Here is a 26,550-nt window from a genome sequence, read left to right as displayed (position 1 = left end):
GGAGGAGCCCCCCATGCGAGTCCTGTTCATGTGCACAGCCAACAGCTGCCGCAGTATCCTTTCCGAGGCCATGTTCAATCACCTGGCGCCTCACGGATTTGAAGCCGTCAGTTCCGGCAGCTTTCCGAAAGGCCAGGTGTTGCCGCGCAGCCTGACCACCTTGCAGAATGCCGGCATCGCGACGGATGGGCTGAGCAGCAAGGGCAATGACGCGTTCGAGGGTTGCCCTCCTGATATCGTCATCACCGTTTGCGACAAGGCTGCCGGTGAAGCTTGCCCGGTATATTTCGGCCCTGCACTGAAATCGCACTGGGGGCTTGAGGATCCGTCCGATGTCGTGGCTGACGAAGCGTCGATCGACGCTGCATTCCACGCCACCCTGGCCCGCATCGAGTTGCGCTGCCGGGCGTTCCTCGCTCTTCCTTTCGACATCCTTGGCCGCGACCAGCTCAAACGCGAGCTGGATCGCATTGGTGCTCTCTGAGCAGGAGGAAACATGTCCGAGCAACTGCCTAATCTCGATCTCTCGCTGTTCGACCTGCCGCCAGCTGAAATCCCTGCCAGCGCGCACAAGCCGCGCATCCTGTTGCTATATGGGTCGACCCGCGAGCGCTCCTTCAGCCGCTTGCTGGTAGAAGAAGCAGCGCGCCTGCTGGAGCACTTCGGCGCCGAGACGCGTCTGTTCAATCCCTCTGGCCTGCCGCTACCTGACGACGTGCCGGTGGAGCATCCCAAGGTGCAGGAGCTGCGTGATCTGGTGCTGTGGTCGGAAGGCCAGGTCTGGTGCTCGCCGGAGCGTCACGGCGCAATATCTGCCGTGTTCAAGGCCCAGATCGACTGGGTTCCCCTGGCGCTTGGCGCCGTGCGCCCCACCCAGGGCAAGACACTGGCGGTGATGCAGGTCTGCGGTGGCTCGCAATCGTTCAACGTAGTCAACCAACTGCGGGTGCTGGGCCGCTGGATGCGCATGTTCACTATCCCCAACCAGTCGTCGGTGCCCAAGGCCTATCTGGAGTTCGACGACGCAGGCCGCATGAAACCGTCGGCGTACTACGATCGCGTGGTGGACGTCATGGAAGAACTGGTGAAATTCACCCTGCTGTTACGTGATCGCCAGCAGTTTCTGGTGGATCGTTATTCGGAACGCAAAGAAAGCGCCGAACAGCTTTCCATGCGCGTAAACCAGCGCTCGATATGAGGCCGCCATGTGCATTGAAGGCAGAAAAGCTGCCCCGAGGACGCTGCAGCGATCCAGACTATCTAACGCTCTGTGCTGAAAATGTCATGCCGAACACCTCCAGGCCCGCACCGAACATAACGCCGTCCGCTTCGGGTGTTGGGTCACCTCTGTACCCCGCAATTGGCACCCCCCATGAAGCATCACATGCTGCTGCCATGGCTAATGACATTCGTGTGAACATGATGCGTCCCCTGATGACCGCTTCCGGCGGGCCATAGGACGTTGCGTGGGTAACTTCTGACGCATCCCCAAGCCCCGCCATCAATGGTCGGGGCTTTTTAATGCTCCGGTCATGATCAACCACGACAAGGAGAGTGAGCATGTTGCAAATCCGTCCAGCCCGGTACAACGACGCCGAGGCCGCGTTCGATATCCGGCTTCAGGCGATACGGCATCAGTGCATCAGCGTGTATACGCCGGAACAGGTGCACGCCTGGACGCAGGTGCCGTTGACCGACAGGTACCGGGCCAGCGTAGAACGGGACTACCACATTGCATGGTGGGACGCGTTGCCGGTTGCCACCGGGCTGATCGATTTCCAGTCCGGGGAGTTGGGGGCGCTGTTTGTGCTGCCTGCATTCATGGGGCAGGGGATTGGCAAGGCCATGGTCCGGCATCTCGAGCGCCTGGCGCTTGAAGCAGGGCTTGCCGAGATCCATCTGGATGCGACCCCGAATGCCACGCCCTTCTACAAACGGTGTGGTTATCACGGGGACGCCGCGGGGATCTATACCTCGCCTTCGGGGCTTGAGCTGGCATGCACGCCCATGCACAAACGCTTGATCGGCTAACACGCATTGGTGTTGTCGAACCGGGCGCGTGCACATGGCGGCATTGCCGCAGGCGCAGTGATCGGCTGCCGCCGTTGCTTGCAGGCTGTCAGTCCGGCCAGTTTTCCAGCACGCGCTTGCGCACTTCTTCCGGGTAACCCTGCGCAAACGAGGCGTGCAGATGGCGCTGGGTATGCAGGGTATCGAAGACTACCTTGGCGCCTTTGCCAGCGACGTATTCCTGCTCCTCGTAACACTGCGGCAGGCGGATCACGCGCTGGTCTTCGAACACCGCGCGGCGGCCTACAGGGTGAACGCGGGTCGACAGCACCCAGGCGACCTCGCGCAGGTTGGTGGGGTCGAAGTCGTCATCCACGACGTAGACTTTAGGGATGAACACCATCGAATCGGTCTTGAACAATACTTCGCCTACCCGTTGCGCCATCGCCGGCAAGCCAGGCTCCCACAGGTACGGCGCATGGCTTGAATTTGATGCGGTCTGGGTTTAAGCAACTGGGGCCGCCTTGCGGCCCATCGCCGGCAAGCCGGGCTCCCACAAATATGGCGCATGGCTTGAATTCGATGTGGTCTGGGTCTAAGCAATTGGGGCCGCTTTGCGGCCCATCGCCGGCAAGCCAGGCTCCCACAAGTACGGCGCATGGCTTGAATTCGATGCGGTCCGGGTGGGAGCTGGCTTGCCGGCGATGGGCTGCGCAGCAGCCCCATTGGCTTTGACTGACTGGCATCAGCGCTCCGGGTGTCTGTGGGTTCGGTTCAAAGCACCTTGAACTGGTGGGTACCATCGCGTTCAAGTTGGGCGATCAGGCCGAACTCCCAGTCGAGGTAACCTTGCATGGCCTCGCGCGGGTTGTCCGTACCCTCGTAGGGACGCTGATAACGGTCGCTGCGGGGGACGGCCAAGTGCGTTTCACCGCTTTGCAGCGGTTGCCCGGCAGCGATCCAGCGGGCGGTACCGCCGTTCAGCAGGTACACCGGGGTAGCCGTCAGCGCCTGCAGGTCGCGGGCGGCAAAGCGGGCCAGCAGGCTGCTGCCGCAGGTCAGCACGTAACGGCTGGCCTCGGGCAGCTGCTCCAGTGCTGCGGCCAGCTGGGCCCGGATTACCCAGTGCGCGCCAGGGATATGGCGCTTGACGTAGTTGGCGCTGGTGGTGAAGTCCAGCAGCACGGTGCCGTCTTCCTGCAGCCAGCTGGCCAGTTGCTCCACTTCGACCTGGTCGACGTCGGGCAAGCCTGGCAGCGGCGGCTGCCATTCGCCGCTGGCGCTGAAGTGCGCCGCTTCAAGCCCGTCGAGCACTGCCACCTGCCAACCCATCTGCGCCAGCCACGAGGCACTCATGTTGGCGCGCACGCCGTCGTCATCTACCAGCACAATGCGCGCGCCGCGCACGCTGGCGACGTGGTCGGTTTCCTGAACCAGCTGCCCGCCCGGTACCGAGCGGCTGCCCGGCAGGTGACCGGCACTGTATTCCTCGGGCGTACGCACGTCGAACAGGTAGGTGGTGCGGTTGGCTTCGGCCTGCCATTGCGCCAGCTCGGAGCGGTCCAGGCGCAAGACCCCGGCCCGGTCGGCTACCGCACGGGCCTGGCGTGCAGCCTTGGCCTGAGTGCCGGCCCCGACCTGGGCAAACCGCCGCGCCTGACCGTGCGCCAGCGGCTGGCCGGCCAGGGTCCAGCCAATGGTGCCGTTGCGCAAGGCCGCCACCGGGTTGGGAATGCCGGCGTTGACCAGCGACTGGGTGCCGATGATGCTGCGGGTGCGCCCTGCGCAGTTGATCACAACCTGGGTGGACGGGTCCGGCGCCAGTTCTGCCACACGCAGCACCAGTTCGGCGCAGGGCACGCTGATGCCCCCGGGGATGCTCATGGTCTGGTATTCGTCGAAGCGGCGGGCATCGAGCACCACCACATCGGCCTTTTCATCCAGCAGCGCTTGTACCTGCTCGGCGGCCAGCGAAGGCGTATGGCGCACGCTTTCTACCAGTTCGCCAAAGGCTTTGCTCGGTACGTTGACGTCGCGGAACAACTCGCCACCGGCGTCGCGCCACCCGGCAAGGCCGCCGTCGAGCACGGCCACGTCGCTGTAGCCCAGCGCCAGCAGGCGTTTCGCGGCCAAGGCGGCGAGGCCTTCGCCATTGTCGTAGACGGTGATTGCAGTGTCCTGGCGTGGCACCCGGGCGAGCACCTCCAGCTCCAGTTTCGACAACGGAATGTTGGCCGCGAACAGTGGGTGGTCCTGGGCGAACGGGGCCTCTTCGCGCACGTCGATCAGGGCCAGTTCCTCCCGGGCCAGAAGGGCGCGGCGGATGTCGTGGTAGTGGCGGGCGGTGGCGGTGCTCATTGGGCGAGGTTCTCTTTGGACAGGTCCCAGATATTGGGTAGGCGGGTGTTGGAGTAGCCGGAAATGAACGGTTTCTCGCTGCCGTCCTCGGTGTACACCGCACGCTTCACCGCGCCGATGTTGCCACCGTAGACGTGGATGCTGATCGACACCTGGTCGGTGAAGGCATTGCTGACCTGGTGAATGTCGCCGACGCGCGGCGACACGGCTTCGACCTGGCCCGGTTCCAAACGTACCGGCGTACCGCTGGGGCGCAGTGAACCGCCAGCGTCACGCACAAAGCCTTGCGCGATTTCAGCACCGCGCAGCATGCCGATAAGGCCCCAGACCCTGTGATCATGCACCGGCGTCTGCTGCCCCGGCCCCCAGACGAAGCTCAGCAGCGAAAAGCGCTGCCGCGAGTCGCAATGCAACAGGTGCTGCTGGTAGCGCTCCGGGGCGGGCTGGGCGTACTCGTCAGGCAGCCAGTCATCATGGGCGATCAGGGCGGCCAGCAGTTTTTCGCCGGCGTCGAGCAGGGTGGCTTCGTCAGGTTGCTGATCAAGCAGGGCGGCGAGGCGATCGATGAAATGGCGCAAGCGCTCCGGGCGCAGGTTATGGGTCATGGTCAGGCTCGGCTTTCGGGTTTCAGTTAACCCTAGCAAACCTCTTTTCTATTCTCAAAATGCAAAATTATCATAAGCTAATATGCAAATAACGCATTTACACCGGCGTTGTTCTGTTTTGAAATGACGGTCAGTCAAAGGCATGAGGTTATGCCTAATGTGCATTTCACAGACTGCTATACAGGCTTTAGATTATTAAAAATAGGACATTAATTCCTTAGGGCTATAAAAAAAACCAGGACGAGACCGCACGCGCGGATCGCCTCACATACCCCAGGCGGGTATTCGGAGACGAACGTGCGCTATATCAAACACCTGGCCGCCACGCTGCTGGCCACCACCTTCAGCATTGCTGCCGCCGCCCAGACACTGGTCGTCGGTGACCAGAGCTACAACGCCCGCGCGGTGATGGAGGCCGCCGGGGTGCTCGACGATTTGCCCTATACCCTGGAATGGAAGCAGTTCACCGCAGGTTCACCGGTGGCCGAGGCACTCAACGTCGGCAGCCTCGATGTCGGCCTGCTGGGCGATGCGCCGCCGTTGTTCCTCGGTGCGCTGAAGGCGCCGATCAAGGTGATTGCGGTCAGCCGGCAGAACCTCGAAGGCGTGGCGATCCTGGCGCGCAAGGATTCACCCATCCACAGCCTGCAGGACTTGCGCGGCAAACGTGCGGCGATCTGGAAAGGTTCGTGGAGCCAGCAACTGCTGTTCAGTGCCCTGGACAAGGCTGGCGTACCCCGCGATGCCCTTGAACTGCGCTACCTCGGTGCCCTGGATGCCTCCCACGCCCTGGAGGGCGGCGCGGTGGACGTGATCGCCACCTGGGAGCCCTACGTCACCCAGCAGGAGCGGCAGGGTGCCCGCGTGCTGGCCACGGCCGAGGGTGTGATCCCGGCGCAGAGCTTCGTGGTGGCCAACAGCAAGGCCGTGGAGGACAAGCGCGCGCAGATTGCCGACTTCCTGCAGCGCCTGAAAACGGCCCGTGACTGGACCCTCGATGCCCCGGCCAACACCGAAGCCTATGCCGATGCCTGGGCCCAACGCACCCGCGCCGACCGCGACATCGCCCGCGCCTGGTTCGCGCGCGCGCGTACCGACCTGGCGCCGCTGAACCCGCAGGTGATCGTCGATGCGCAGAAGACCGTGGACTTCTTCGCCGGGCTTGGCCTGATCAAGGCCTACCCGGCGGCGGACCTGTTCGACACCTCGTTCGGTGCGGCCCTCAACGCCCCCGTGCTCAGCCATCAGTGAAAGGACTTGCAATGAACAAGCGACAGATAAAACTCGGCGCCCTGACCATGGGCTGCGGCGGGCCGGGCCGGCACAACCTGTGGCTCGACCCCCAGCTGCCTGCCGACGCCAGCGTCAACATCGACTGGTACATCGACATCGCCCGCCAGGCCGAGGCGGCGCTGTTCGACCTGATGTTCATCGTCGACAGCCAATTCATCACGCCTGGCTCACCTTCACATTACCTCAACCGCCTGGAGCCGCTCACGCTGCTGTCGGCGCTTGCGGTCAGCACCCGTCATCTCGGCCTGGTCGGCACCCTGACCACTTCCTACAATGCGCCGTTCAACGTCGCCCGCCGGCTTGCCTCACTGGACCTGATCAGCAAGGGCCGCGCGGGCTGGAACGTGGTCACCAGCGGCGATGCCGGCACCGCCGGCAACTACGGGCTGGACGAGCATTATGATTACGACACCCGCTACGCCCGCGCCCAGGAGCATGTGCAGGTGGTGCAGGGGCTATGGAATTCCTACGAGGAGGACGCGTTCCCCCGTGACCGCGCCAGCGGCTGTTTCCTCGACCCGTCGAAGTTGCACGCCCTCGATCACCAGGGTGAGCACTTTTCGGTGGTGGGCCCGCTGAACATCCAGCGCTCGCCCCAGGGCCAGCCGGTGATCTTCCAGGCGGGCGATTCCGAGCAAGGCCGTGACCTTGGCGCCGCTACCGCCGACGTGGTGTTCACCCATGCCGCGACCATCGAGCAGGGCCAAGCCTTCTATCGCGATATCAAGGGCCGTGCCGCGAAGCTGGGGCGTGATCCGGAGCAGTTGCTGGTGCTGCCGGGGGCCGAGATCCATGTGGGCGATACCGACCAGCATGCCCGCGAGATCGAGCGTCACTACCATCACGCCGATCACAGCTTCGACCTGGCGCTAAAGGAATTCGGGCGCAATTTTGGTTGGCATGACTTCAGCCAGTACGACCTGGATGCGCCGTTCCCCCAGCAGAGCCTGGAATTCGCGCGCAGCAGTTTCTTCACCAACGCCAAGCGCATCGCCGACCAAGCCCGGGACAAGGGCTTCAGCCTGCGCCAGGCGGTCGAGTTCGGCCGTCAGTTACGGCCGGGGGCTTTTGTGGGCTCGGCGCACACCGTGGCGGCGAAAATGGCCGAATGGTTCGAGGCGCGGGCACTGGACGGGTTCAACATCTACATTGGTCACCCGGAGCAGTTCCGCCGGTTTACCGAGCAGGTCGTGCCGTTGCTGCAGGAACGTGGGGTTTACCGCACAGCGTATGAGGGCAATACCCTGCGCGAGAGCCTGGGGTTGCCGATTCCGCGCTTCAAGCGCTAGATCGCCGGGGCCGCCTGGCGGCCCCCGGCACTGTCAGAAGGTGTAGGTCAGCCGGCCGAAGTAATAGCCGCCGGTGAAGCCATAGGGCGAGTACACGCCATACCCTTTGGTCATGGTCTTGCTGCTGGGCGCCTGGCGCTCGGGGTATACATCGAACAGGTTGCGCGCACCCACCGCCAGCTCCAGGTCCTTGGTCAGCTGGTAGCCCACGTCCAGGTCGGTGATCCAGCGGGCCTTGTACTCGCGGTCCAGCGAGCGGTCGCTGGGTGCATTCACCTCGCGCCACGAACCGTAGCGGGTCAGCCCCAGATTGACCCGGTAGCGGTCCAGCCGCCAAGTGCCGCCGAGGATCAGCTTGGTGTGCGGCTGCACCTCGGTCAGCAGGTTGCGTGCCTGGCGGTCCATCAGTGGGTAGGCGCTGCCGAGAATATTCACGCTGTCCTTGTAGGCGAGTATCTCGGTGTCGTTCCAGTTGAAGGCTGCCGTCCACCTCACGGTGCCTGCGCTGCTCAGGTCCTGGTCATAGCTGCCTACCAGGTCCAGGCCCTTGGTGCGGGTATTGGCGCCGTTGGTGAAGTACTGGCCACCCGAAGTCGAGTCGATGCCGTTGGCCAGCAGGGCCTGGGTGACCTCAGGGCCCAGCAGGGTGCCGGTAAGGGTGATGCGGTCGCGCACGTTGATCAGGTAGGCGTCGGCGGTAAAGGCCAGGCGCTCGCTGGGCTGCCAGGTCAGGCCCAGGCTGTAGTTGGTGGATTTCTCGGGTTTCAGCGGCTCGGCGCCGAGTGCCTGGGCGGCGGCGGAGTCCACCGGCAGCACGCCGTAGTTGATCGACTGGTACACGCCATCGACCACGCCGTAGGTGGTGGAGCGCGCGCTGAACAGGCTGTTGGCCAGCGACGGGGCGCGGAAGCCGTTGCTGACAGTGGCCCGCACGGCCAGTTCGGGGGTCAACTCGTAGCGGGTGGTCAGCTTGCCGCTACGGGTGGCGCCGATGCCGCGGTCGTAGTGCTCGTAACGCAGGGCCGCGCCCCAGTACCACTCTGGTAGCGGGTTGAAACCCACATCCAGGTAGCCGGCGTAGCTGTTGCGGCTGGCACTGCTGGCTTCGGCAGGGGAGATGCCGTTGGTGACCTGGGCGCCTGAGGCTGCGCAGTTGCCAGGCGCTGCGCAGTAGCCGCCGTCGGCCCAGCTGGCCCAGTCACCGGCCTGTACCTGGTAAGTGTCGCGGCGCTGCTCCAGGCCCCAGGAAAAGTCCAGTGGTTTGCTCAGCCCGACTTCGAAGCTGCGGCGCAGGTCGAGGTTGCTGGTCAGCTGCGAGCTGACCCAGGTGCCGGACTCGAAGTGATCGGGCGTGGCCTCGCCCAGCGACGGGTTCTGGTTGTTCCAGGTGCCCTGTTCGGCCTGGTTGCGCCCATAGGTGCTGGACAGGTCCCAGTCCCACTCGCCGGCCAGGCCCCTGGCCCCGAACGCCGCCTGGTAGTCGTGTTCCTCGATGTACCAGGTGGGCGTATAGCCGGATGGGCGCCCGTTGGGCCCGGTGGTGATGGTGTTGACGATGGTCGGCAGGCGGAAGTTCTGGCCTTGCTCGGCCTTGCGGTAGGACCAGGTGCTGAACGAATACAGGGTAAGGTCGTCCTGCAGCGGCAGTTCGGCGTTGTAGCCCAGGGTCAGCAGGTTGATCTTCGGCGTGCCATAGCCGCCGTAGGTGACCTTGCCGGCGCGGTCCAATGCTTCGGCCTGGCTGTAGCCGTTGGCGCTGGCCTTGTTGTCGTCGTTCTGGATACGGGCGTCGAGGGCCAGCTGGACGATGCCGTCGTGGCCGATTTCGAAGCCTTTGTTCAGGCTTTGCTGCACGGTCTGTTTCTTGCCGTCGTAGCCTTGGCCGACGGTGCTCACGGCGGTGCCACTGGTGTCAGCCTTGAGGATCACGTTGATCACCCCGGCGATGGCGTCGGAGCCGTACTGGGCCGCCGCGCCGTCGCGCAGGACCTCGACATGCTCGATGGCACTGATGGGGATCAGGTCAAGGTCGCTGGGCGCGGCGCCGGCGTTGATGCCGCTGATGTTCAGGGTGGCGCTGGTGTGGCGGCGTTTGCCGTTCACCAGCACCAGCACCTGGGCCGCATTGAGCCCGCGCAGGTTGGGTGCGCGGGCCATGCCGCTGGCGTCCCAGCCGGTCTTTTCCGGCAGGGTCAGCGACGGGATGCTGGCGCTGAGGGCCTCCATCAGGCCGGGTTTGCCGGTTTCCTGCAGTTGCTTGGCAGTGATCACGTCAATCGGCACCGGGCTGCTGGTGACGGTGCGTTTCTCACTGCCACGGTTGCCGGTGACGATCACCGTGCCCAGGGCCTGGGCAGCGGGTACTTCGGCCAGGGTGGGCGCAGTGTGCAACCCGGCGGCCAAAGCCACGCTGAATAAGGGGGCAGTTTTAAAAGCTTGCTTCATGCACGCGGTTCCTTGTCTGGCATCACTGTGCGCGCTCAAGGCGCCTTGGCCGCGATCGCGTCAATTTCCACCAGCGCCCCCGGCAGTGGCAGTGCCACCACCTGGATGGCCGTGCGGGTCGGGGTACGGGGTTGCTCGGCGGTGGCGAAAAACTCGGTGTAGGCCGCTTGCAGCCCGGCAAAGTCGAGGGCACCGCCGTTGGCCGGGTCGCCCACCAGGAACACCCGCAGCTGGACGATATCGCCTAGGTCCAGACCCTGGCTGCGCAGCGCTGTGCGCAGCTTGTTCAGCACCGAACGGGCCTGGGTTTCGGTGTTTCCCAGCGCCGCGATGCTGCCCTTGGTTGCCTTGGGGTCGGCCACGTCCGGCAGGGTGCCGCTGACGAAGGTCAGCTGGCTGCCGGCCGGTACCGTTACCAGCTGCGAGATGGGGAAGTTGCTGCCGGGCGGCGCAACCCGCTTGATCGCGTCGGCGTGAGCGTTGAGGGTGAGCGACATGAGTACTCCGGCAAGCAGAAGAAGACGAGGCATGGCGAGAGTTCCTTGAAGGTCAGGCGGCGACGCCGCGGGTGGTCTGGCCGGCATGGCGGGCGATCAGGCCGACCACCCGGCGGGCGGATTCGGCGGCGCTGTTCTGCCAGATGCCGACGCCGCCATGGGCCAGGGCGTCGCTGGCCAGCCAGGTGCGGCCCTGGGGCTGATTGAGCAGGTTGTAGCCGGGCTGGGCGACTTCGTCGTGGACGATCCACGGTGCTTCGCTGAACGGGATCTTCGACCAGTTCACCACCACCGGCCGGCCCAGTTTGCTGCTGTGGCCGGGGTGCAGCGATTCAACCGCCTGGCGTGAGGAGGCGATCTGCGCCTGCAGCGACTTGCCGGCAAACTGCTGGGCCACCGCGCCCGTGTTGTAGGTGGCGACCAGTACGCCCTGGGCACTGTTGAGGTGATCGCTTGGGTACCACAGGGTGCGTGCTTCATGGTTGATGTAGCTGAGCCCTCCGTAGATCTGGAAGTCGGTTTCCCAGAAACGCGGGGACTGCCAGGCCACTTTGTTGGCCTTGTCGCCTTCGGCGCTGGCGATGGCTTGCTTGAAGGCACTGTCGAAATTGTTCGGCAGCCTGGCCAGCAGCGGCAGGGGCAGGGTGACGATGGCATAGTCGGCGGTTTCGACGTGCTGCTGCCCGGTCTTGCGGTCGCGCCACACCACCTTGGCGCCGGTTTCACCGGTGTCCACGCCCAGCACCTCGGCGCCCAGGCGCACGCTGTCCTTGACCTGGCGGTAGAACGCCTTGGGGATCTGGTCCATGCCGCCCACGGGCTGGAACATGGTCGAGGAGAACTCAGGAATCTCGTCGAACACCAGCGGCAGCAGCAGGTTGCTGTCCAGCAGCTGATCCAGCGGCACTGGCTGGCGCTGCACCGGGGTCTGGTCGCCGGCCCCGGCGAAGCGCGTGTAGCCTGCGCGCACCGAACCGCGGTACTGCTGCTGGCTGTCGAGGTCGCCATAGACTTTGAGGAACTCGAGCAAGGCCTTGCGTTGGCTGCTGTTGAGTTCGGCATCGAGGCTGTTGCGGCTGACGCTGCGCGCCAGCAGTTCGCTGAAGTGCCCGCGGGTGTCGTTGACCGCCTGGCGCAACAGCAGCGGTGGGCGTGCCAGGTCTGGCTGGGCCAGGGCGTTGCGGCTGCTGTTGACCAGCACCTGCAGCTCCACGCCCAGTTCGCGGCAGTAGCCGAGGATGGTCAGGTGATGGCTTGGCAGTCGTGCGGCGCCTGCGTTGAAGAAATGGCCCGAGTCGAACTCGACGGTTTGCGAACTTCCGTCGTTGTGCTCGATACGGTCGCCTTGGCGCAAGGTCCAGACCCGGCCACCGGCGCGATCGCGGGCCTCCAGTACGGTGACCGAAAAGCCGGCCTTGCGCAGTTCGTAAGCGGAGACCAAGCCGGATATGCCGGCACCGACAATTACTACGCGCTTGCCGTTGCCGCCGTTGGCGGCCAGTTGCAGCGGTTGAAAAGTGGCGGCCAGGGCATTCTGCCCCAGCGCGCCGAGGGCCGCCGAATAGCCGCCGATGGCAGCCAGGCGGGTGATCAGGTCTCTACGGGACAATTCCATTTCGCATGCTCCGAAAAGGTTGGGTTCGGATGTGCGCAACGGGCAGGCGGATCAAGGCGGGGACCCGACGGCGGCTGGCACAAATCCATTTGCCTCCGCCATGTCGGGGTCGGTTTACAGAACCTAATGGACTTTCACTCGACTGTGAAAGGCTTTTTGGTTCTATGTTAATTATGCTAATTGTTAATTTTCAATTGATATGGAAATGCGAAGTACTAATTTTAGAAGTCGTATGCGAAAAGCACGCACGTGTACAGGCACCAGGTCCATGGTGGGCTGGTGGTTGGAGTATGAATGGGGGTAGCCTGTGCCGGCCCTTTCGCGGCTAAAGCCGCTCCCACAGTGACCGTGTAGCCCTCGGGCCAGGTGCTCTCTCTGTGGGAGCGGCTTTAGCCGCGAAGGGGCCGGTGCAGGTCAGGCGCTGCGGGTGCTGCGCCCCGTTTCTTGCTGCGCGACCAAAGCACGAATGCGCGGGATCAGCTCCTGGCCGTACTCCACGGCATCGCGCAACTGCTCGAAGCCGCGGAACAGGAAGGTGCTGACACCCAGCTGGTAGTACGCCAGCGCCGCCTCGGCCACCTGCTCGGGTGTGCCCACCAGCGAGGTGGAGTTGCCGGCGCCCCCGCCCAAGGCGGCGATTTCGGTCCACAACCGGGTGTCATGCACCTTGCGCTGGCTGGCCAGCTGCACCAGGCGCTCGGAGCCGGCGTTGCTCTTGCCGAAGTTCTGCTCGCGGCGGTTGCCCTGACGGATGCCGATGCGCTGCCGGGCGTCGGCCAGGATGCGTTCGGCCCGGGCCCAGGCCTCGTCCTCGGTCGCACCCAGGATCGGCCGCAGCGACAGGCTGAAGCGTATGTGCTGTTCCCGCCCATAGCGCGCGGCCGCCTTGCGCACCTGGGCGATGCGCTCGCGTACCTGCTCCAGCGGCTCACCCCACATCATGTAGACATCGGCGTGTTTCGCCGCTACCTCCACCGCCGCGTCCGAAGCGCCGGAGAAGTAAACCGGCAGCTTGCCCACGGGCTTGACCAGGGTCAGGTTGTCCTGCACCTGATAATGTGCGCCGTGATGGTCGAACGGCGTGGTCTGCGTCCAGGTGTTGCGCAGCACCTCCAGGTATTCGTCGGTACGGGCGTAGCGAGCGTCCTTGTCGAGGAAGTCGCCGTCGCGTTGCAGGTCGCCGCTGTCGCCGCCGGTAATCACGTTGATCGAGGCGCGGCCGCGGCTGAGCTGGTCGAGGGTGGCGAACTGGCGGGCGGCGAAGGTTGGCGCCTGGAAGCCGGGGCGGTGCGCCACCAGCAAGCCGATGCGCTCGGTCAGCGCGGCCACGTAGCTGGCCAGAATCATCGAATCCGGCGCGCTGGTGTTGACCGCCAGCAGGGCCTTGTCAAAACCGGCGTATTCCTGTGCCTGGGCGAAGGCCTTGATGAAATCCAGGTCCACCAGCGGGCCGCGTGGGGCCTGGGACTCACTGCTTTCCTGGGGGCCGATGAGGCCGATGAATTCGGGGCTCATGCAATCAAACTCCTTTTAGTCAGGGGCGGGTTCAGGCGACCGCACTCTGCGCGCGGCGCAACGTGTTGCGATTGGTCGGGACGCTCAGGCCAAAGCTGTCGCGCAGGGTGCTGCCGGGGTACTCGCGGCGCACCAGGCCGCGTGCCTGCAGCAGCGGCACCACCAGTTCGGTGAAATACTGCAGGCCGTCGGGCAGCAGCGAGTTGATGATGAATCCGTCGGCAGCGCCGTCTTCGAACCAGTCCTGCAGGGCATTGGCGACCTGCTCCGGGGTGCCGGTGAAGTCCCGTCGGGGCCGTGAGAAACGTAACGCCAGTTGGCGCAGGCTCAGGCCTTCGTCGCGGGCCAGTTGCTTGAGCTGGTCGGCGGTGCCCTTGTGGCTGTTGTCGCCCAGGCTGCCCAGTTCGGGGAAGGGCGCATCGAGGTCGTGCCGGCTGAAGTCGTAGTCGTTGAACGGGCGGCCCAGGGCGACCAGGGCATCTTCTATGCTCACCAGGTCCACGGCCTGCTGATAACGCTGTTCGACCTCCACTGGGTCGCGGCCGACGATGGGGCGGATGCCGGGCAGGATGAACAGCTGGTCCGGGTTGCGGCCATGCTGCACGGCGCGCTGTTTCATGTCCTGGTAATAGCTGCGGGCATCGCTGAACGACTCGGGGTTGACGAAGATGGCGTCGGCGTTCTGCGCGGCGAAGTTGCGCCCGTCCTCCGACACGCCGGCCTGGAAGATCAGCGGCTGGCCTTGGGGCGAGCGCTGGATGTTCAGCGGGCCCTTGACCTTGAAGAACTCGCCCTGGTGGCCGAGGGTGTGCAGTTTGTCCGGGGCGAAGAACTCGCCGGTCTGCTTGTTGCGGGTGAAGGCGTCGTCCTCCCACGAGTCCCACAGCCCCTGCACCACCTCGACATGCTCACGGGCGATGCGGTAACGCACGGCGTGGGGCGGGTGCTCGGCCTTGCCGAAATTGTCGGCGGTGCCCGACAGCCACGAGGTAACCACGTTCCAGCCAGCGCGGCCGCCGCTGATGAGGTCCAGCGAAGCGAACTGGCGGGCGACCTGATAAGGCTCGCTGTAGCTGACCGTGACGGTGGCCACCAGGCCGATGTGGGTGGTGATTGCCGCCAGTGCCGAGAGAATGGTCAGCGGCTCGAAGCGGTTGAGGTAATGCGGGCTGGAGCGGCTGTGGATGTGCAGGCTGTCGGCAATGAAGGCGAAGTCGAACTTTGCCGCTTCGGCCAGTTGCGCCTGCTGCTTGTAGAAACCGAAGTTGACGCTGGCGTCGGCCAGCGCTTCGGGGTGGCGCCATTCGCCCCAGCCGTGGCCGACACCATGGATCATTGCGCCGAGATGGATCTGTCGTTTGCTCATGTTCAATACCCCTTGCCAGATTGGCTCAAATGTCTGAATCGCGGGTCACAACGGCTAAACCGCCACGGGCAGCACGCTGCGCGAATGCCCCGGTATCGCCTCGATCAACGCCTGCGTGTAGGCGCTGGCTGGCTGGCCGAACACCTGCACCGCCGTGCCTTGCTCGACCACCCGCCCGCGCCGCAGTACCAGCACCTGGTCGGCCATGCTCGCCACCACTGCCAGGTCGTGGGAGACCAGCACGTAGGCCATGCCCAGGTCGCGCTGCAGCTCATCGAGCAGGGCGAGGATCTGCGCCTGGACCGACACGTCCAGCGCGCTGACCGGTTCGTCGAGCAGCAACAGCTCGGGTTGCAACGCCAACGCCCGGGCGATGGCCACGCGCTGGCGCTGGCCGCCGGAAAGCTCCCGCGGCAGGCGGTCGAGGAAGTGCACGGGCAACTGCACCCGGCTGATGAGTTCGCGGGCTTTGCGCTCCAGTGCCTGGCCCTTTAGCAGACCGAACGACACCAGCGGCTCGACGATGCTGTCGAACACCGTGAACCGCGGGTCCAGCGCGGCAAACGGGTTCTGCTGCACCAGCTGGATGCGCCGGCGCAGCGGGCGGAACTGGCGCCAGCTATAGGCGCTGACGTCTTCGCCGGCAAACTCGACGCGGCCCTGGCTGGGGGGTTCCAGCCCCAATGCGATGCGCAGTGCGGTACTTTTGCCCGACCCCGACTCGCCGACGATCGCCAGGGTCTGGCCGGCGTGCACTTCGAGGTTCAGGTCATGTAATGCGCTGAACGGGGTGTCCCGCCCTGGCACTGCGAAGCGTTTGCCGACATGGGCCAGGCGCAGCAGCGGCGCCTGGCCCGCTGGCGGCGCTGGCCTGCGGCGCGGCACGAAGGCCGGCGAGGCGTTGAGCAGGTCACGGGTATAGGGCTGCCGGGCGCCCCAGAGGATCTGCCTGGGCGAGGCCTGTTCGATCAGCGCGCCTTGTTTCATGACCAGCAGGCGGTCGGCGCGGTCGCAGGCCATGCCCAGGTCGTGGGTGATGATCAGCAGCGAGATGCCGCGCTCGGCCACCAGCCGTTGCAGGTGGTCGAGAATGCGCCGCTGTACGGTCACGTCCAGTGCGCTGGTGGGTTCGTCGGCGATGATCAGTCGCGGCTCGCCGGCCAGGGCAATGGCAATCAGCACCCGCTGGCGCATGCCGCCGGAGAGTTCGTGGGGGAACTGGCGGGCGCGCAGCGCCGGGTCGTCGAGCCCGACCTGGGTCAGCAGGTCCAGGACATCGGCAGCTACCGTGGGGTAACCCCGGCCGCGGGCCAGCAACAGGGCCTCGGCAATCTGCTTGCCGATACGCAATGTCGGGTTGAGGCTGACCATCGGGTCCTGCGGTACCAGGCCGATGGTGCGCCCGCGTAACTGGCGGCGGGTGCGCCCGCTGGCCTTGGCTACATCGATGCCATCGACCCGCAGCTGGCCCTGCTCGATGCGCGCGTTGCCGGGGAGCAAGCCGAGCAGGGCGTTGCCCAGGGTGGATTTGCCCGAGCCGGATTCACCGACAATGGCCAGGGTCTCACCCTGGGCCAGGTTGAAAGACAACTGGCGCACGGCCTGGGTACGTTGCCCGGCGTGGCTATAGCTGACGGTCAGGTCACGGACTTCGATCAGGGGCGGGCGGCTCATCGGGCATGCTCCTCGGCGCTGCGCGCCAGGTGGTTGAGGCTGAACACCACGGCCACCACGAACAGCCCGGGTAGCAGCGAGACCCAAGGGACGGTGATCAGGAAATGGCGGCCGTTGGCAATCAGCGTGCCCCATTCCGCCGCGGGTGGCGCCGCGCCGAAACCGAGGAAGCTCAGCCCGGCGGTGGCCAGGATGGCGGCGCCGAAGTCGAGGGTGGCGAGCACCGCCACCGGGCCCCAGGCGTTGGGCAGCACATGGCGCAGCAGCGTGCGCAGCCAGCTGGCACCGCCCAGGCGGGCGGCCTCGACATAGGGCAGGGTCTTGATGCGCAGCACTTCGGCACGGGTGGTACGGGCAAAGCCCGGGATGATGCCGATACCCACGGCGACCGCCACCGGCACGGTGCCAAAGCCGATGGCGGTAACGATGGCCAGCGCCAGCAGCAGGCCGGGCAGGGCCAGCAACACATCGACCAGCCTCATCAGCGCCGCATCGACCCGCCCGCCGGCAAAGCCGGCCAGCACGCCCAGGCCGAGGCCGCCGAGCAGGGCGATGGCCACCGCCAGCAATGCCGCCAGCACCGATAGGCGCGCGCCGTAGACCACCCGGGTATACAGGTCGCGGCCTAGCTCATCGGTGCCGAACCAGTGCGTCAGGCTGGGGGCGCCGAGCTTGTCGGCGGGCGAGGTGGCGTAGGGGTCGAAGCTGGTCAGCCAGTGCGGTGCCAGCGCGGCGAGCAGGGCAAACAGCACAATCAGCAGTGCCAGGCTGAAGCCGGGCCGCCGCAGCAGCGGGGTCCAGCCCTGCAGTGCGCGCTGCAGGCGCGTGCGACGTCGCCAGGTGCTGGCCGGACGTGCGCTATCGCTGGCGGCCTGGTTGTCGATCTGCGGCAGGGGGATGTCGATGGTCATCTCAGCTCACCTTGGCCGTGTGGGTGATGCGCGGGTCCAGATACGGGTACAGCAGGTCGACGACCAGGTTCACCACCACGAAGGCGGCGGCCGATACCGCGACAATCGCCAAGACCACCGGAATGTCCTGGCGCAGCACGGCTTCCTGGGCCAGGCGCCCGACGCCGTTGCGCGAGAAGATGGTTTCCACCAGCACCGCACCGGACACCGTGTTGCCCACCTGCAGGCCGACCAGGGTCAGCAGTGGCAGTGCCGCGTTGCGCAAGCCGTGGCGTGCCTGCACCTGGGCGCGGCTCAGGCCTTTGGCGAAGGCGGTGGTGATGTAGGGCTCCTGCCACACACCTTGAAAGCCGCGCTGCAACACCTGGGCGTAGACCGCAGCGCTGGGGACGGTCAGGGTGATTGCCGGCAGCACCAGGCTGGCCGGGCCCTGGCTGCCGGTGGCCGGGAACCAGCCCAGGGCGAAGGCGAACACCTGGATCAGCAGCAGGCCCATCCAGAACACCGGCACTGAAAAGCCCAGTGAAGGCAGGCGTGCCAGCGCGGTTTTCAGCGGCCGCCATTGCAGGTAGGCGGTCAGGTAGGCCAGGCCGACCCCGGCCACCAGCGACAGGGCGATTGCCGTGCCGGCCAGGGCCAGGGTCTGCGGCAGGCGCTCGGCCAGCAGCGCGGTGACCGGCCGGCCCAGCGACAGCGAGCGCCCGAGGTCGCCTTGCAGAGCGTGCCACAGCAGGTCGAAGTACTGCTCGAACAGCCCCTTGTCCAGCCCGTAGTAGGCGCGCGCCTTGGCGAGGTCTGCGGGCGACAGGCCGTCGGCCTCCATGCCAGAGGCACTGAGCATGATCGCCAAGGTGTCACCGGGCAGCAGGTAGAGGATGAAATAGCTGATGGTGTAGGCGCCCCACAGCACCAGCAGGGCCTGGCCGATGCGACCGATCAGGTAGCGTTTCATGGCTGGCCGACCTCGATGTCGCTGAGCAGCGCGAAGCCTTCGGCGGTCCAGCGAAAGCCTTTGACGCGCGGCGCGGTGGCGGCCTGCCAGACGCGTTCGTACAACGGAAACGCTGACGCTTCGTCGACCAGCAGGTCCTGCAACTGGCCGTAGGCCTGGGCCCGCTGTGGGGCGGCTGTGGCGGTGATGCCGCTGTCGAACAGTGCCTGGGCCCTGGCCAGGGTGTGCGGCTCGTAGGTGTTGGTGGCAACCGTGGCGCTGCTGGCCGCACGCGGATCGAGAATGGTCTGCAGGATGATCGGGTCGGCGCGGGTCATGTATGTGGAGGTCAGGTCGTAGTTGCCGGAGGCGTTGCCGGCCACCCATTCGGCGCGGGTCAGTACGTTGAGCCTGAGGTCGATGCCGACCTTGCGCAGCTGGTCCTGGACCAGCACGTCGCCAGCGCTTTCGGCCGGTGTGAGGTTGTACCGCAGCGACAGGCGCTGACCGTTCTTGTGCCGGTAGCCATCCCCGCCCTTGTGCCAGCCGGCAGCGTCGAGCAACTGCTCGGCACCCTGGGGGTCATAGGCAAGCTTGTCGGCCTGGGGCTTGAAATACGGCGTGGTGACGTCGTAAACGCCGCTCACTACCGGGAACGCGGTGTTGTAAACGGTGTGCGCGTAGCTGCTGCGGTCGATGGCCTTCTGCAGCGCCAGGCGCACCTGGCGGTCGGCCAGCAGGCGGTCGTTGCGGGTGTTGGGGTAGAGGTTCAGCGCCGGGCCCGGGAGGGATCGGCTCTGGATCGTCGCGCCCTTTGACTGGAACAGCTTCAGGTCCACTTCAGAGAACGGGTTGCGCGGCCACAGGATGTCGGCCTTGCCTTGCAGGAACAAGCCATTGCGCACGCTTTCCTCGGCAATGTAGCTGATGTCGACGGCATCCAGGTGCGCCGCGCCCTGGTTGTGCATGTTGGCCGACGGCCATGCATAGTCGGCACGCTTGACCAGGCGAGCGCCGACCTCGGGGGTGTAGTGTTCGAGGATGAACGGGCCGCTGCCGATGATCTGGCCCAGCGAGCGTTGCTGCGCGCTCAGCTGGTAGCTGGCGGGGGCGAGGATCGCCAGGTTGGTGGTCGACGTCGCCTGCAGAAAGCCGGCATTGGGTTTTGCCAGCACCAGGCGCACGGTGAAGTCCTCCAGCACCTCGGCATGGTCGTAGCCGGCGAGGTAGGTGGCGCCAAAGGTGGCGGGCAGCTGGGCGGCGAAGGCCTTGTTGTTGTCGAACGCGATTTTCACGGCGTGGGCGTCGAAGCGCTCGCCGTTGCTGAAGGTGACGTCCTGGCGCAGGTGGAAGGTATAGGTCAGGGCATCGGCGCTAACCTCCCAGCTTTGCGCCAGCCACGGGATGATGCGACCAGTGGCCGGATCCTGATCGGTCAGCGACTCGGCGACGTTGCGCAGCAGCACGCGGTGTTCCAGCCAGTAGACCTGGAAGGGGTCGACGCTGACCAGGGTGGTGTTGTCGCCCCAGAAGGCGATGCTCAAGGTGTTGCTCGAGGTGCTACCGTCCGAGGGAGAGCAGCCGGCCAGGCTCAGCGCCAGGGCAGCCGAGGCCAGCAGGTTTCTGGCCAGATGGAATGGGGGCATGGGGCGTTCCTTCAATAAGGGGAGTGTTACCGGTAGAGAGGCCTGTCAGTCCTGGTAATCCAGCCCGTCCCGGTTCAGTTGCCGGATCAACGCGTCCCAATGCCGCTGGATGCCTTCTCCCTTGCCATCGGAAAATCGTTTCGACTGCTCATGCACCTTGGCAATCGCCGCCTGTGGCGCATGCAGCAGTTGGTCGTTGCCCCCGGCCTGGGCCGCCACCTGGATGTTGCAGGCCCGCTCCAGCCCATGCAGCTCACGGAACGCGTGCTCGACGCTGATGCCCCCGGTGAGCAGCCCGTGGTTGCGCAGGATGAGGATGTTGCTCGCGCCCAGGTTCGCCACCAGCCTTTGCTGTTCGTCCAGGTCCAGCGCCACACCTTCGTAGTCGTGGTATGCCACCCGGCTGTAATAGGCCAGGGCGTGCTGGGAAATCGGCAGCAGGCCGTCGCGCTGGGCCGATACCGCAGCACCGTCGCGGGTGTGGGTATGCAGCACGGCCTGGAGGTCCGGCCGGGCACGATGGATGGCGCTGTGGATGACATAGCCGGCCTGGTTGATGCCAAGCCCGAGCGGGTCGTCGATGATTGTGCCGTCGACATCGACCTTGACCAGGTTGGAGGCGGTGATTTCGTCGAACAGCAGGCCGAATGCGTTGATCAGGAAGTGCTCCTGCGGCCCGGGCACGCGGGCCGAGAAGTGCGTGTAGATGTGGTCTGTCCAGCGAAACAGTGAGGCCAGGCGGTAGGCGGCGGCCAGCTTGACCCGCACCTCCCATTCTTCGGCGCTGACCCGTTGGCGCACGCTCAAGGTGCTGGTGGTGACGGCAGACAGTGAACTCATGGGGTGCTCTCCGGTAATCAGTAGCCGCGGGCGGTGTCGACCAGGTTGGCCAAGGGCGCCTGGTCGCGGTAGCGGTGGAAGTTGGCGATGAAGGCTTCGAGAAAGGCGGGGTAGCCGTCTTCGGAAATGGCCGAGGTATGCGGCGACAAGAACACTTGCCGGTGGTGGTACAGCGGGTGGCCTGCCGGCAGCGGCTCGGGCTCGGTGACATCCAGGCTGGCCCGGGCTACCAGGCCGCTGTCCAGGGCTTCGAGCAGCGCCTGCTGGTCAAGCAACCCGCCACGGGCGATGTTGATCAGGTGCAGCCCCCGGCGCGAATGGCTCAGCACTTCGCGGCCGATCAGCCCGCGGGTGGCAGGGGTGAGCGGGGCGGCCAGCACCAGATGGTCGCTGCTGGCGAACAGTTGCCGCAGGTCCTCTGCGCGCTGCACCCCGGGCACCTCGACGATGGGCTGGCCAGGGCGGCTCAAGGCCGTGACTGGCATGCCCAGCGCCACGGCCTTGCGCGCCAGACTCTGGCCAATGCTGCCGAAACCCAGAATGCCCAGGCTGCGACCGCGCACTGGCGCCAGCGCAGTCAGGCGCCAGTCGGCATCCTTGACCCACAGCGCCGGCAGCTGCTTGGCGGCGGCAAACACCAGGGCCAGGGCAAATTCGGCGACCTGCTCGGCATTAGCGCCTTTGCCGCTGGTGACGGGCGGGCCCTGGAATACCCACTGCGGGTAGAAATCGATGCCCGAGGACACCAGCTGCACCCACTTCAGGCCCCACGGCCAGCCGGCTGGCGGGGTGTCGACGCGCTGCCCGCGGATGTTGATCGGGCGCACGATGAACACGTCGGCAGGCACTTGCAGGGCGAGCTGGCCGGGAGCGATGTCGATGACCTCGTGGTCTGCCAGTTGCTCGCGCAAGTACTGGTTGGCCTGGGCGTCCAGCTGGCTGGCGATGATCGAATGGCTCATGCCGGTACCTCCTGCAGGGCCGCGCGGCCAGCTTGGCCGAACACCACGTCGTCCTGCGGGGTATGGATACGGCTGCAGAGTACGTCGCGGTAGTGCCTTTCCAGCGGGTTGCGACGCGACAGGCCGGGGTTGCCAGCGGCCTCGATGGCCAGCTCCAGCACCTGGATGGCATTGGCGCTGACCAGGTGCTTCAGCTGCCCGGCATGTTGGGCGGCGACCTGCCCGCTGGCGGCGTTGTCGAGCAGGCTCTGGTTGGCGAACAGCAGGGTGTCGATGCGCCCCAGTACCTGCTGGAAGCGCGGCAGGCTGGCCAGTGCGGCGCCCAGGTTGGAGGGGGCACGCTGCTGCAGGAAGCCCGCCAGCCAATCACGGGCGGCACGGGCCACACCGTCGTACACCGACGGCAAGAGTACGGCCATCCACAGCAGGCCCTCGCCGTCGAATTCGGCCTTCGGCGCGCTGGCCGGGCTGACACCGACGGCGTGGTCGAGGGGGATCAGTACGTCGTCAAACCGCACCTCATGGCTGCAGGTGGCGCGCATGCCCAAGTGGTCCCAATCGTCGACGATGGTGATGCCGGGTGTGTCCTGGTGCACCAGGAACCCGCCGAGCAACGGGTCGCTGTCGTCGCTGCGGGCCCAGACCAGGTACCAGGTCAGGCCGTGGCTGCCGGTGGAGTAGATCTTGCGCCCGCTCAGGCGCCAGCCTTCGACCGTGCGCCGGGCCACGGTGGCGGGCAAGCCGCCGCGGGCCGGTGTGCCGAGTTCGGGTTCTACGCGCAAGGCGTTGATCAACGCGCCGTGCCGCACGGCATCGTCGGCCACGCGCTGACGCAGGTGTTCGGGCCAGAGGGCTTGGTCCTGCAGGCGAATGTGCTGCAGGTACTGCATCACCAGGATCAGTGCGGTGGCCGGGTCGCCTTTGCCGACCGCGCCGATCACCCGGCGTGCGCTGGCAAGGTCCGCGCCGCCACCACCCAGGGCGCGCGGCACGGTGAAGGCGAGCAGCCCGTGGCGCTGCAGCAGGTCGATGTTGTCGCGGGGGAAGCTGGCGCTGCGGTCATAGCGTTCGGCATTGGCCGCAAGGGCCTGCGTCAACTCGGCGAGGGCGCTGTCGGAGGGGTGACTCATGGGCTTTCATCCCTGAATGACGGTGTGTTGGCTAAGACCGTATTCGTATGAATGAAGGCTGTAAAAGTCTTTTTTGTTCTATGCTAATTATTTGTTTTAAGAATTTAGTCTTTTCATCTTTATGCGGAATTTGCATTTAGCGAATGAGGCTGCAGTGCAGCCCCCGGCAAACTCAGCCCAGCAGCCGATGCCCTGCCACTTCACCAAACAGCTCCACCGGCTCCTGCAGGTTGCCCAGGTATCGCGGGTGGAACAGCCACAGGTCCACCTGCGGCTTGAAATCGCTGACGTTCAGCACATCCAGCGCGTCGCGGTGGCGGCTGGCCTGCAACAGCGGCTCGGGCACCAACCCCAGGCCCTGGCCATTGGCGACCAGCCCCAGTTGCAGCTCGGTGCCGAAGGTTTCCAGGTTGATCGACAGCTTCAGCCCCTGCTCGCTCAGCGCCCGCTGCAAGCCCGCGCGGAACCCGCAGCCATCGGGGTTGAGCACCCAGCCGCGGGTATGGCAGTCCTTGAGCTTGTAACTGCGTTTGGCAGCGCTACCCTTGGCCGCCACCACCTTCAGCGACATGCGCGCGATCGACTGGCTGGCGATGCCTTCAGGGAAGATCTTGCCCGGCGGGAACAGCGCGGCTGCGGCATCCAGTTCGCCGTTTTCCATGCGCGCGATCAGGCTGCTGCCCCAACCGCTGGTGACCTGGGTGCGCAGTTGTGGGTAGGCTTCGCGGATTTGCGCCAAGGCATCCAGCAGCACCACATCACCCAGGGTTTGCGGCACGGCAAGGCGCAGGGTGCCCGACGGGGCGCCATCATTGGCCACCAGTTCGCGCAGCGAGTCGATCTCGCGCAGGATGGCCTTGCACTGTTCATACACCCGCAGGCCCATGGGGGTGGGCTTGAGTGGCTTGGTATTGCGGTCGAGGAGGGTGGCGCCCAGGTCTTCCTCGAAGTTCTGCACCCGGCGGGTAATGGCCGGTTGCGTCAGTTGCAGGGCCTCGGCGGCGAGGTTGGTGGATTGGCAACGAATGACCGCGACGAAGGCGTCCATATCATCAATTTTCATAATCGGCGCTCACTGGCTCGGGCTGAAAAATCAGGCATTAGCATAATCTCAATGGTGCGTAATGCCATTCGCTCGATTGCATTGAATGAAAAAAGCATATTAGCTTATTCCTTAAATCAATTTAATTTATTTAGCGGATGCCGCTACAGTCGCCTTGCACGGGCCGCATGACGCAGCCCGTCAAGACGCCGAGGAACGTCATGCCAATCCGATCAAAGCTGCTGACCCTGGTTGCAGCGCTGCTGCTGGCCGGCCAGGCCGGTGCCGCCGAGCGCCTGACCCTGCGCATCGGTGACCAGAAGGGCAACATGCGTGCCCAGCTGGAAGCCGCCGATGCCTTGCGCGACCTGCCCTACGACATTCGTTGGGCCGAGTTCCCCGCCGCCGCGCCGCTGGCCGAAGCGCTCAATGCCGGGGCGATAGATGCCGGCATCATCGGTGATGCGCCGTTGCTGTTCGTGCTGGCCTCGGGGGCACCGGTCAAGGCCATCGCCGTCGACAAGTCCGACCCCTATGGCACCGCCTTGCTGGTGCGCCCCGATGCGCCGCTGCACAGCGCCGCCGAACTCAAGGGCAAGCGCATTGCCACCGGCCGCGGCTCGATCGGCCATCACCTGGCACTCAAGGCGCTGGACCAGGTCGGGCTCAGTGAAAAGGACGTGGAGTTTCGCTTCCTTGGCCCGGTCGACGCCAAGATCGCCCTGGCCAATGGTTCGGTGGACGCCTGGTCGACCTGGGAACCCTATACCGCGCTGGCTGAACTGAGCGGCCAGGGCAGGGTGCTGGTCAACGGCCGCGGCCTGTCGAGCGGTAACAGTTTTCTTGCCGCGACCGACCAGGCGGTGCAGGACACCGCCCGGCGCGCTGCGCTGCAGGACTACCTGAACCGCCTGGCCGGCGCGCAGGTGTGGGCCAACCAGCACCTGGACAGCTATTCGAAAACCCTGGCGGCGATCATTGGCTTCCCCGAGGACGCTGCCCGCCTGCAGTTCCAGCGCCGCCAGTTGCGCTGGCAGGTGATCGACCCGCAGACCGTGGCCCAGCAGCAGGACACGGCCGACTTCTATCAAGCGCATGGCCTGATGAACAAGCGCCTCGATGTAGCACCCACCTTCGCCACGGGCTTCACCCTGCCGGGCTCCCCCCGCGTTGCCGCGCAACCCTGACCACTGGAGATTCCCATGCTTTTGACCCCCCTACGCAAGCTGGCGCTGGGGCTGCTGGCCAGCGCCTTGCTGCCGAGCCTGGCAAGTGCCGAACAGGCCTTGCGCATCGGCTACCAGAAGTCCTCGACCCTGCTGACCTTGCTCAAGGCCCGCGGCAGCCTCGAACAGCGCCTGCAGGCCGAGGGCATCCGCGTCACCTGGCACGAGTTCCCCAGCGGCCTACCGCTTCTGGAGGCGCTGAACCTGGGCAACGTCGACCTGTCGGCGGACGTCGCCGACACGGTGCCGGTGTTTACCCTGGCGGCAGGTGCCAAGCTGACCTACTTCGCCCGCGAGACCCCATCGCCAACGGCGCAGGCGATCCTGGTGCCAGCGGGCTCGCCGCTGCGCACCCTGGCAGACCTCAAAGGCAAGCGCGTGGCGGTGACGAAGGCTGCCGGTAGCCATTTCCTGCTGATCCAGGCCCTGGCCAAGGCCGGGTTGACTTTCAAGGACATCACCCCTGCCTACCTGATCCCCGCCGATGGCCGCGCTGCCTTCGAGACCCACAAAGTCGATGCCTGGGTGACCTGGGACCCTTACGTGGCCAGCGCCCAGCGCCAGCAGAATGCCCGTATCCTGGCCGATGGCAGCGGGCTGGCCAGCTACCAGCGTTATTACCTGGCCGGCAGCGACTACGCCAAGGCCCACCCAGAGGTGCTGCAACAGGTGTACCTGGCCCTGCGCGAGGTCGGGGTCTGGACAAAGGCCAACCCGGCGGCGGCCGCGGGCATCCTCGGGCCATTGTGGGGTAATCTGGACACCGCCACGGTGCAGCAGGCCAATGCCCGGCGCAGCTACGACGTGCAACCGGTAAAGCCCGAACACCTGGCTGAGCAGCAGCGCATCGCCGATGTGTTCTACCGCGCGGGGCTACTACCGAGCGCAGTGGATGCAAAGGCCGTGAGCCTGTTTGAACCGCTGAAGCAGTGATATCGGATAGTGTCGCTAGGCAACGCAAGAAAGCCAGTCAGTTGCTGCTGAGTGGACCTGCTGGGTGCAAGCGAAGAATCGACGCGGTTTTACCCGCCGCGCCTGAGCCCGTCGCAGGGGCAATTGGGCGGAGAAAGTCTGGCATCGCACGCGCAACTTTTCATCATCTGACTCCCGGAGGCTTGTGCCATGCTCCTCGCGCCCCAGCCATTGAGCAGTGCACACTTCTGCCATTGCGGCGCAGCCTGTCGTTGATTTATTC

The 26,550-nt window shown here is 65.5% G+C and carries 23 protein-coding genes; 7 read left to right on the top strand and 16 right to left on the bottom strand.

Annotation, left to right across the window (positions count from 1 at the left end; genetic code table 11):
• Window positions 1-13 precede the first annotated feature (13 nt).
• From AC5O5I_RS16365 to AC5O5I_RS16355, 3 genes are all read left to right on the top strand, one after another.
• Entirely contained in the window at window positions 14-484 is a 471-nt protein-coding gene (locus AC5O5I_RS16365; protein WP_172223172.1) for an arsenate reductase ArsC, read from the top strand.
• A 12-nt stretch (window positions 485-496) separates the two neighbouring features.
• A complete protein-coding gene (gene arsH / locus AC5O5I_RS16360; RefSeq protein WP_494511160.1) occupies window positions 497-1,198 on the top strand; it encodes an arsenical resistance protein ArsH in 702 nt (233 codons plus the stop codon).
• A 362-nt stretch (window positions 1,199-1,560) separates the two neighbouring features.
• Complete coding sequence (locus tag AC5O5I_RS16355; protein WP_494511159.1) at window positions 1,561-2,031, top strand: GNAT family N-acetyltransferase; 471 nt, start codon at window positions 1,561-1,563, stop codon at window positions 2,029-2,031.
• Between the two features lie 88 nt (window positions 2,032-2,119).
• Here the strand turns inward: AC5O5I_RS16355 and AC5O5I_RS16350 are convergent, their stop codons facing one another.
• The 3 genes from AC5O5I_RS16350 to AC5O5I_RS16340 form a co-directional block, all read right to left on the bottom strand.
• Window positions 2,120-2,455 (bottom strand): hypothetical protein, encoded by a 336-nt coding sequence (locus AC5O5I_RS16350; RefSeq protein ID WP_494511158.1) that lies wholly within the window; start codon window positions 2,453-2,455, stop codon window positions 2,120-2,122.
• Between the two features lie 329 nt (window positions 2,456-2,784).
• Entirely contained in the window at window positions 2,785-4,368 is a 1,584-nt protein-coding gene (locus tag AC5O5I_RS16345) for a rhodanese-related sulfurtransferase (RefSeq protein WP_494511157.1), read from the bottom strand.
• On the bottom strand, window positions 4,365-4,973 hold the full coding sequence (locus AC5O5I_RS16340) for a cysteine dioxygenase family protein (protein ID WP_494511156.1): 609 nt from the start codon (window positions 4,971-4,973) through the stop codon (window positions 4,365-4,367). The genes AC5O5I_RS16345 and AC5O5I_RS16340 overlap by 4 nt, the downstream gene beginning before the upstream one ends.
• A 297-nt stretch (window positions 4,974-5,270) precedes the next feature.
• On the opposite strand from AC5O5I_RS16340, the gene AC5O5I_RS16335 reads away from it, so the two are divergent.
• Together AC5O5I_RS16335 and AC5O5I_RS16330 are read left to right on the top strand one after the other, a co-directional pair.
• Complete coding sequence (locus tag AC5O5I_RS16335) at window positions 5,271-6,224, top strand: ABC transporter substrate-binding protein (protein WP_494511155.1); 954 nt, start codon at window positions 5,271-5,273, stop codon at window positions 6,222-6,224.
• A gap of 11 nt (window positions 6,225-6,235) precedes the next feature.
• A complete protein-coding gene (locus AC5O5I_RS16330; protein WP_494511154.1) occupies window positions 6,236-7,555 on the top strand; it encodes an LLM class flavin-dependent oxidoreductase in 1,320 nt (439 codons plus the stop codon).
• Between the two features lie 33 nt (window positions 7,556-7,588).
• Here AC5O5I_RS16330 and AC5O5I_RS16325 read toward each other — a convergent pair whose 3' ends face one another.
• The 13 genes from AC5O5I_RS16325 to AC5O5I_RS16265 all read right to left on the bottom strand — a co-directional run bounded on the left by AC5O5I_RS16325 (window position 7,589) and on the right by AC5O5I_RS16265 (window position 24,150).
• Window positions 7,589-10,000, bottom strand: coding sequence for a TonB-dependent receptor plug domain-containing protein (locus AC5O5I_RS16325; RefSeq protein ID WP_494511153.1), 2,412 nt, complete (start codon window positions 9,998-10,000; stop codon window positions 7,589-7,591).
• Between the two features lie 35 nt (window positions 10,001-10,035).
• Window positions 10,036-10,530, bottom strand: a complete 495-nt coding sequence (locus tag AC5O5I_RS16320) for a RidA family protein (RefSeq protein WP_494511152.1) — start codon at window positions 10,528-10,530, stop codon at window positions 10,036-10,038.
• Between the two features lie 19 nt (window positions 10,531-10,549).
• Window positions 10,550-12,112, bottom strand: a complete 1,563-nt coding sequence (locus AC5O5I_RS16315; protein WP_494511151.1) for a flavin monoamine oxidase family protein — start codon at window positions 12,110-12,112, stop codon at window positions 10,550-10,552.
• Between the two features lie 414 nt (window positions 12,113-12,526).
• Window positions 12,527-13,627 (bottom strand): LLM class flavin-dependent oxidoreductase, encoded by a 1,101-nt coding sequence (locus tag AC5O5I_RS16310; RefSeq protein WP_494511150.1) that lies wholly within the window; start codon window positions 13,625-13,627, stop codon window positions 12,527-12,529.
• A gap of 31 nt (window positions 13,628-13,658) precedes the next feature.
• Entirely contained in the window at window positions 13,659-14,993 is a 1,335-nt protein-coding gene (locus tag AC5O5I_RS16305; RefSeq protein WP_494511149.1) for an LLM class flavin-dependent oxidoreductase, read from the bottom strand.
• Window positions 14,994-15,047: 54 nt separating this feature from the next.
• Window positions 15,048-16,667 carry a dipeptide ABC transporter ATP-binding protein gene (locus AC5O5I_RS16300; protein ID WP_494511148.1) on the bottom strand — a complete coding sequence of 540 codons (1,620 nt, stop codon included), beginning with the start codon at window positions 16,665-16,667 and terminating at the stop codon, window positions 15,048-15,050.
• A complete protein-coding gene (locus AC5O5I_RS16295; protein ID WP_494511147.1) occupies window positions 16,664-17,578 on the bottom strand; it encodes an ABC transporter permease in 915 nt (304 codons plus the stop codon). Before AC5O5I_RS16295 ends, AC5O5I_RS16300 begins: the two co-directional genes overlap by 4 nt.
• A 1-nt stretch (window position 17,579) precedes the next feature.
• Window positions 17,580-18,530 (bottom strand): ABC transporter permease, encoded by a 951-nt coding sequence (locus AC5O5I_RS16290; RefSeq protein ID WP_494511146.1) that lies wholly within the window; start codon window positions 18,528-18,530, stop codon window positions 17,580-17,582.
• A complete protein-coding gene (locus AC5O5I_RS16285; protein ID WP_494511145.1) occupies window positions 18,527-20,155 on the bottom strand; it encodes an ABC transporter substrate-binding protein in 1,629 nt (542 codons plus the stop codon). The genes AC5O5I_RS16290 and AC5O5I_RS16285 overlap by 4 nt, the downstream gene beginning before the upstream one ends.
• 45 nt (window positions 20,156-20,200) lie before the next feature.
• Window positions 20,201-20,995, bottom strand: coding sequence for a class II aldolase/adducin family protein (locus AC5O5I_RS16280; protein WP_494511144.1), 795 nt, complete (start codon window positions 20,993-20,995; stop codon window positions 20,201-20,203).
• Between the two features lie 17 nt (window positions 20,996-21,012).
• Complete coding sequence (locus AC5O5I_RS16275; protein WP_494511143.1) at window positions 21,013-21,957, bottom strand: D-isomer specific 2-hydroxyacid dehydrogenase family protein; 945 nt, start codon at window positions 21,955-21,957, stop codon at window positions 21,013-21,015.
• Window positions 21,954-23,087, bottom strand: a complete 1,134-nt coding sequence (locus tag AC5O5I_RS16270) for an acyl-CoA dehydrogenase family protein (protein ID WP_494511142.1) — start codon at window positions 23,085-23,087, stop codon at window positions 21,954-21,956. Before AC5O5I_RS16270 ends, AC5O5I_RS16275 begins: the two co-directional genes overlap by 4 nt.
• A gap of 172 nt (window positions 23,088-23,259) precedes the next feature.
• Window positions 23,260-24,150, bottom strand: coding sequence for a LysR family transcriptional regulator (locus AC5O5I_RS16265; RefSeq protein WP_494511141.1), 891 nt, complete (start codon window positions 24,148-24,150; stop codon window positions 23,260-23,262).
• A 200-nt stretch (window positions 24,151-24,350) separates the two neighbouring features.
• Here AC5O5I_RS16265 and AC5O5I_RS16260 point away from each other — a divergent pair, with 200 nt between their 5' ends.
• Window positions 24,351-25,316 carry an ABC transporter substrate-binding protein gene (locus tag AC5O5I_RS16260; protein WP_494511140.1) on the top strand — a complete coding sequence of 322 codons (966 nt, stop codon included), beginning with the start codon at window positions 24,351-24,353 and terminating at the stop codon, window positions 25,314-25,316.
• Between the two features lie 15 nt (window positions 25,317-25,331).
• Complete coding sequence (locus AC5O5I_RS16255) at window positions 25,332-26,288, top strand: aliphatic sulfonate ABC transporter substrate-binding protein (protein WP_494511139.1); 957 nt, start codon at window positions 25,332-25,334, stop codon at window positions 26,286-26,288.
• Window positions 26,289-26,550: the final 262 nt, after the last annotated feature.

Source organism: Pseudomonas sp. 9_2_1 (genome assembly GCF_059295275.1).
Note: the sequence above shows the minus strand (reverse complement) of the source record. Positions and strands in the feature narration are given on the sequence as shown.

Excerpts from the sequence above, each read along its gene's own strand:
- AC5O5I_RS16305 (WP_494511149.1), bottom strand. The coding sequence starts at position 14,993 with ATGAGCAAACGACAGATCCATCTCGGCGCAATGATCCATGGTGTCGGC.
- AC5O5I_RS16340 (WP_494511156.1), bottom strand. The coding sequence starts at position 4,973 with ATGACCCATAACCTGCGCCCGGAGCGCTTGCGCCATTTCATCGATCGC.
- AC5O5I_RS16355 (WP_494511159.1), top strand. The coding sequence starts at position 1,561 with ATGTTGCAAATCCGTCCAGCCCGGTACAACGACGCCGAGGCCGCGTTC.
- AC5O5I_RS16260 (WP_494511140.1), top strand. The coding sequence starts at position 24,351 with ATGCCAATCCGATCAAAGCTGCTGACCCTGGTTGCAGCGCTGCTGCTG.
- AC5O5I_RS16330 (WP_494511154.1), top strand. The coding sequence starts at position 6,236 with ATGAACAAGCGACAGATAAAACTCGGCGCCCTGACCATGGGCTGCGGC.
- AC5O5I_RS16350 (WP_494511158.1), bottom strand. The coding sequence starts at position 2,455 with ATGGCGCAACGGGTAGGCGAAGTATTGTTCAAGACCGATTCGATGGTG.
- AC5O5I_RS16255 (WP_494511139.1), top strand. The coding sequence starts at position 25,332 with ATGCTTTTGACCCCCCTACGCAAGCTGGCGCTGGGGCTGCTGGCCAGC.
- AC5O5I_RS16275 (WP_494511143.1), bottom strand. The coding sequence starts at position 21,957 with ATGAGCCATTCGATCATCGCCAGCCAGCTGGACGCCCAGGCCAACCAG.
- AC5O5I_RS16265 (WP_494511141.1), bottom strand. The coding sequence starts at position 24,150 with ATGAAAATTGATGATATGGACGCCTTCGTCGCGGTCATTCGTTGCCAA.
- AC5O5I_RS16270 (WP_494511142.1), bottom strand. The coding sequence starts at position 23,087 with ATGAGTCACCCCTCCGACAGCGCCCTCGCCGAGTTGACGCAGGCCCTT.
- AC5O5I_RS16295 (WP_494511147.1), bottom strand. The coding sequence starts at position 17,578 with ATGACCATCGACATCCCCCTGCCGCAGATCGACAACCAGGCCGCCAGC.
- AC5O5I_RS16280 (WP_494511144.1), bottom strand. The coding sequence starts at position 20,995 with ATGAGTTCACTGTCTGCCGTCACCACCAGCACCTTGAGCGTGCGCCAA.
- AC5O5I_RS16290 (WP_494511146.1), bottom strand. The coding sequence starts at position 18,530 with ATGAAACGCTACCTGATCGGTCGCATCGGCCAGGCCCTGCTGGTGCTG.
- AC5O5I_RS16325 (WP_494511153.1), bottom strand. The coding sequence starts at position 10,000 with ATGAAGCAAGCTTTTAAAACTGCCCCCTTATTCAGCGTGGCTTTGGCC.
- arsH (WP_494511160.1), top strand. The coding sequence starts at position 497 with ATGTCCGAGCAACTGCCTAATCTCGATCTCTCGCTGTTCGACCTGCCG.
- AC5O5I_RS16285 (WP_494511145.1), bottom strand. The coding sequence starts at position 20,155 with ATGCCCCCATTCCATCTGGCCAGAAACCTGCTGGCCTCGGCTGCCCTG.
- AC5O5I_RS16315 (WP_494511151.1), bottom strand. The coding sequence starts at position 12,112 with ATGGAATTGTCCCGTAGAGACCTGATCACCCGCCTGGCTGCCATCGGC.
- AC5O5I_RS16300 (WP_494511148.1), bottom strand. The coding sequence starts at position 16,667 with ATGAGCCGCCCGCCCCTGATCGAAGTCCGTGACCTGACCGTCAGCTAT.
- AC5O5I_RS16345 (WP_494511157.1), bottom strand. The coding sequence starts at position 4,368 with ATGAGCACCGCCACCGCCCGCCACTACCACGACATCCGCCGCGCCCTT.
- AC5O5I_RS16320 (WP_494511152.1), bottom strand. The coding sequence starts at position 10,530 with ATGCCTCGTCTTCTTCTGCTTGCCGGAGTACTCATGTCGCTCACCCTC.
- AC5O5I_RS16365 (WP_172223172.1), top strand. The coding sequence starts at position 14 with ATGCGAGTCCTGTTCATGTGCACAGCCAACAGCTGCCGCAGTATCCTT.
- AC5O5I_RS16310 (WP_494511150.1), bottom strand. The coding sequence starts at position 13,627 with ATGAGCCCCGAATTCATCGGCCTCATCGGCCCCCAGGAAAGCAGTGAG.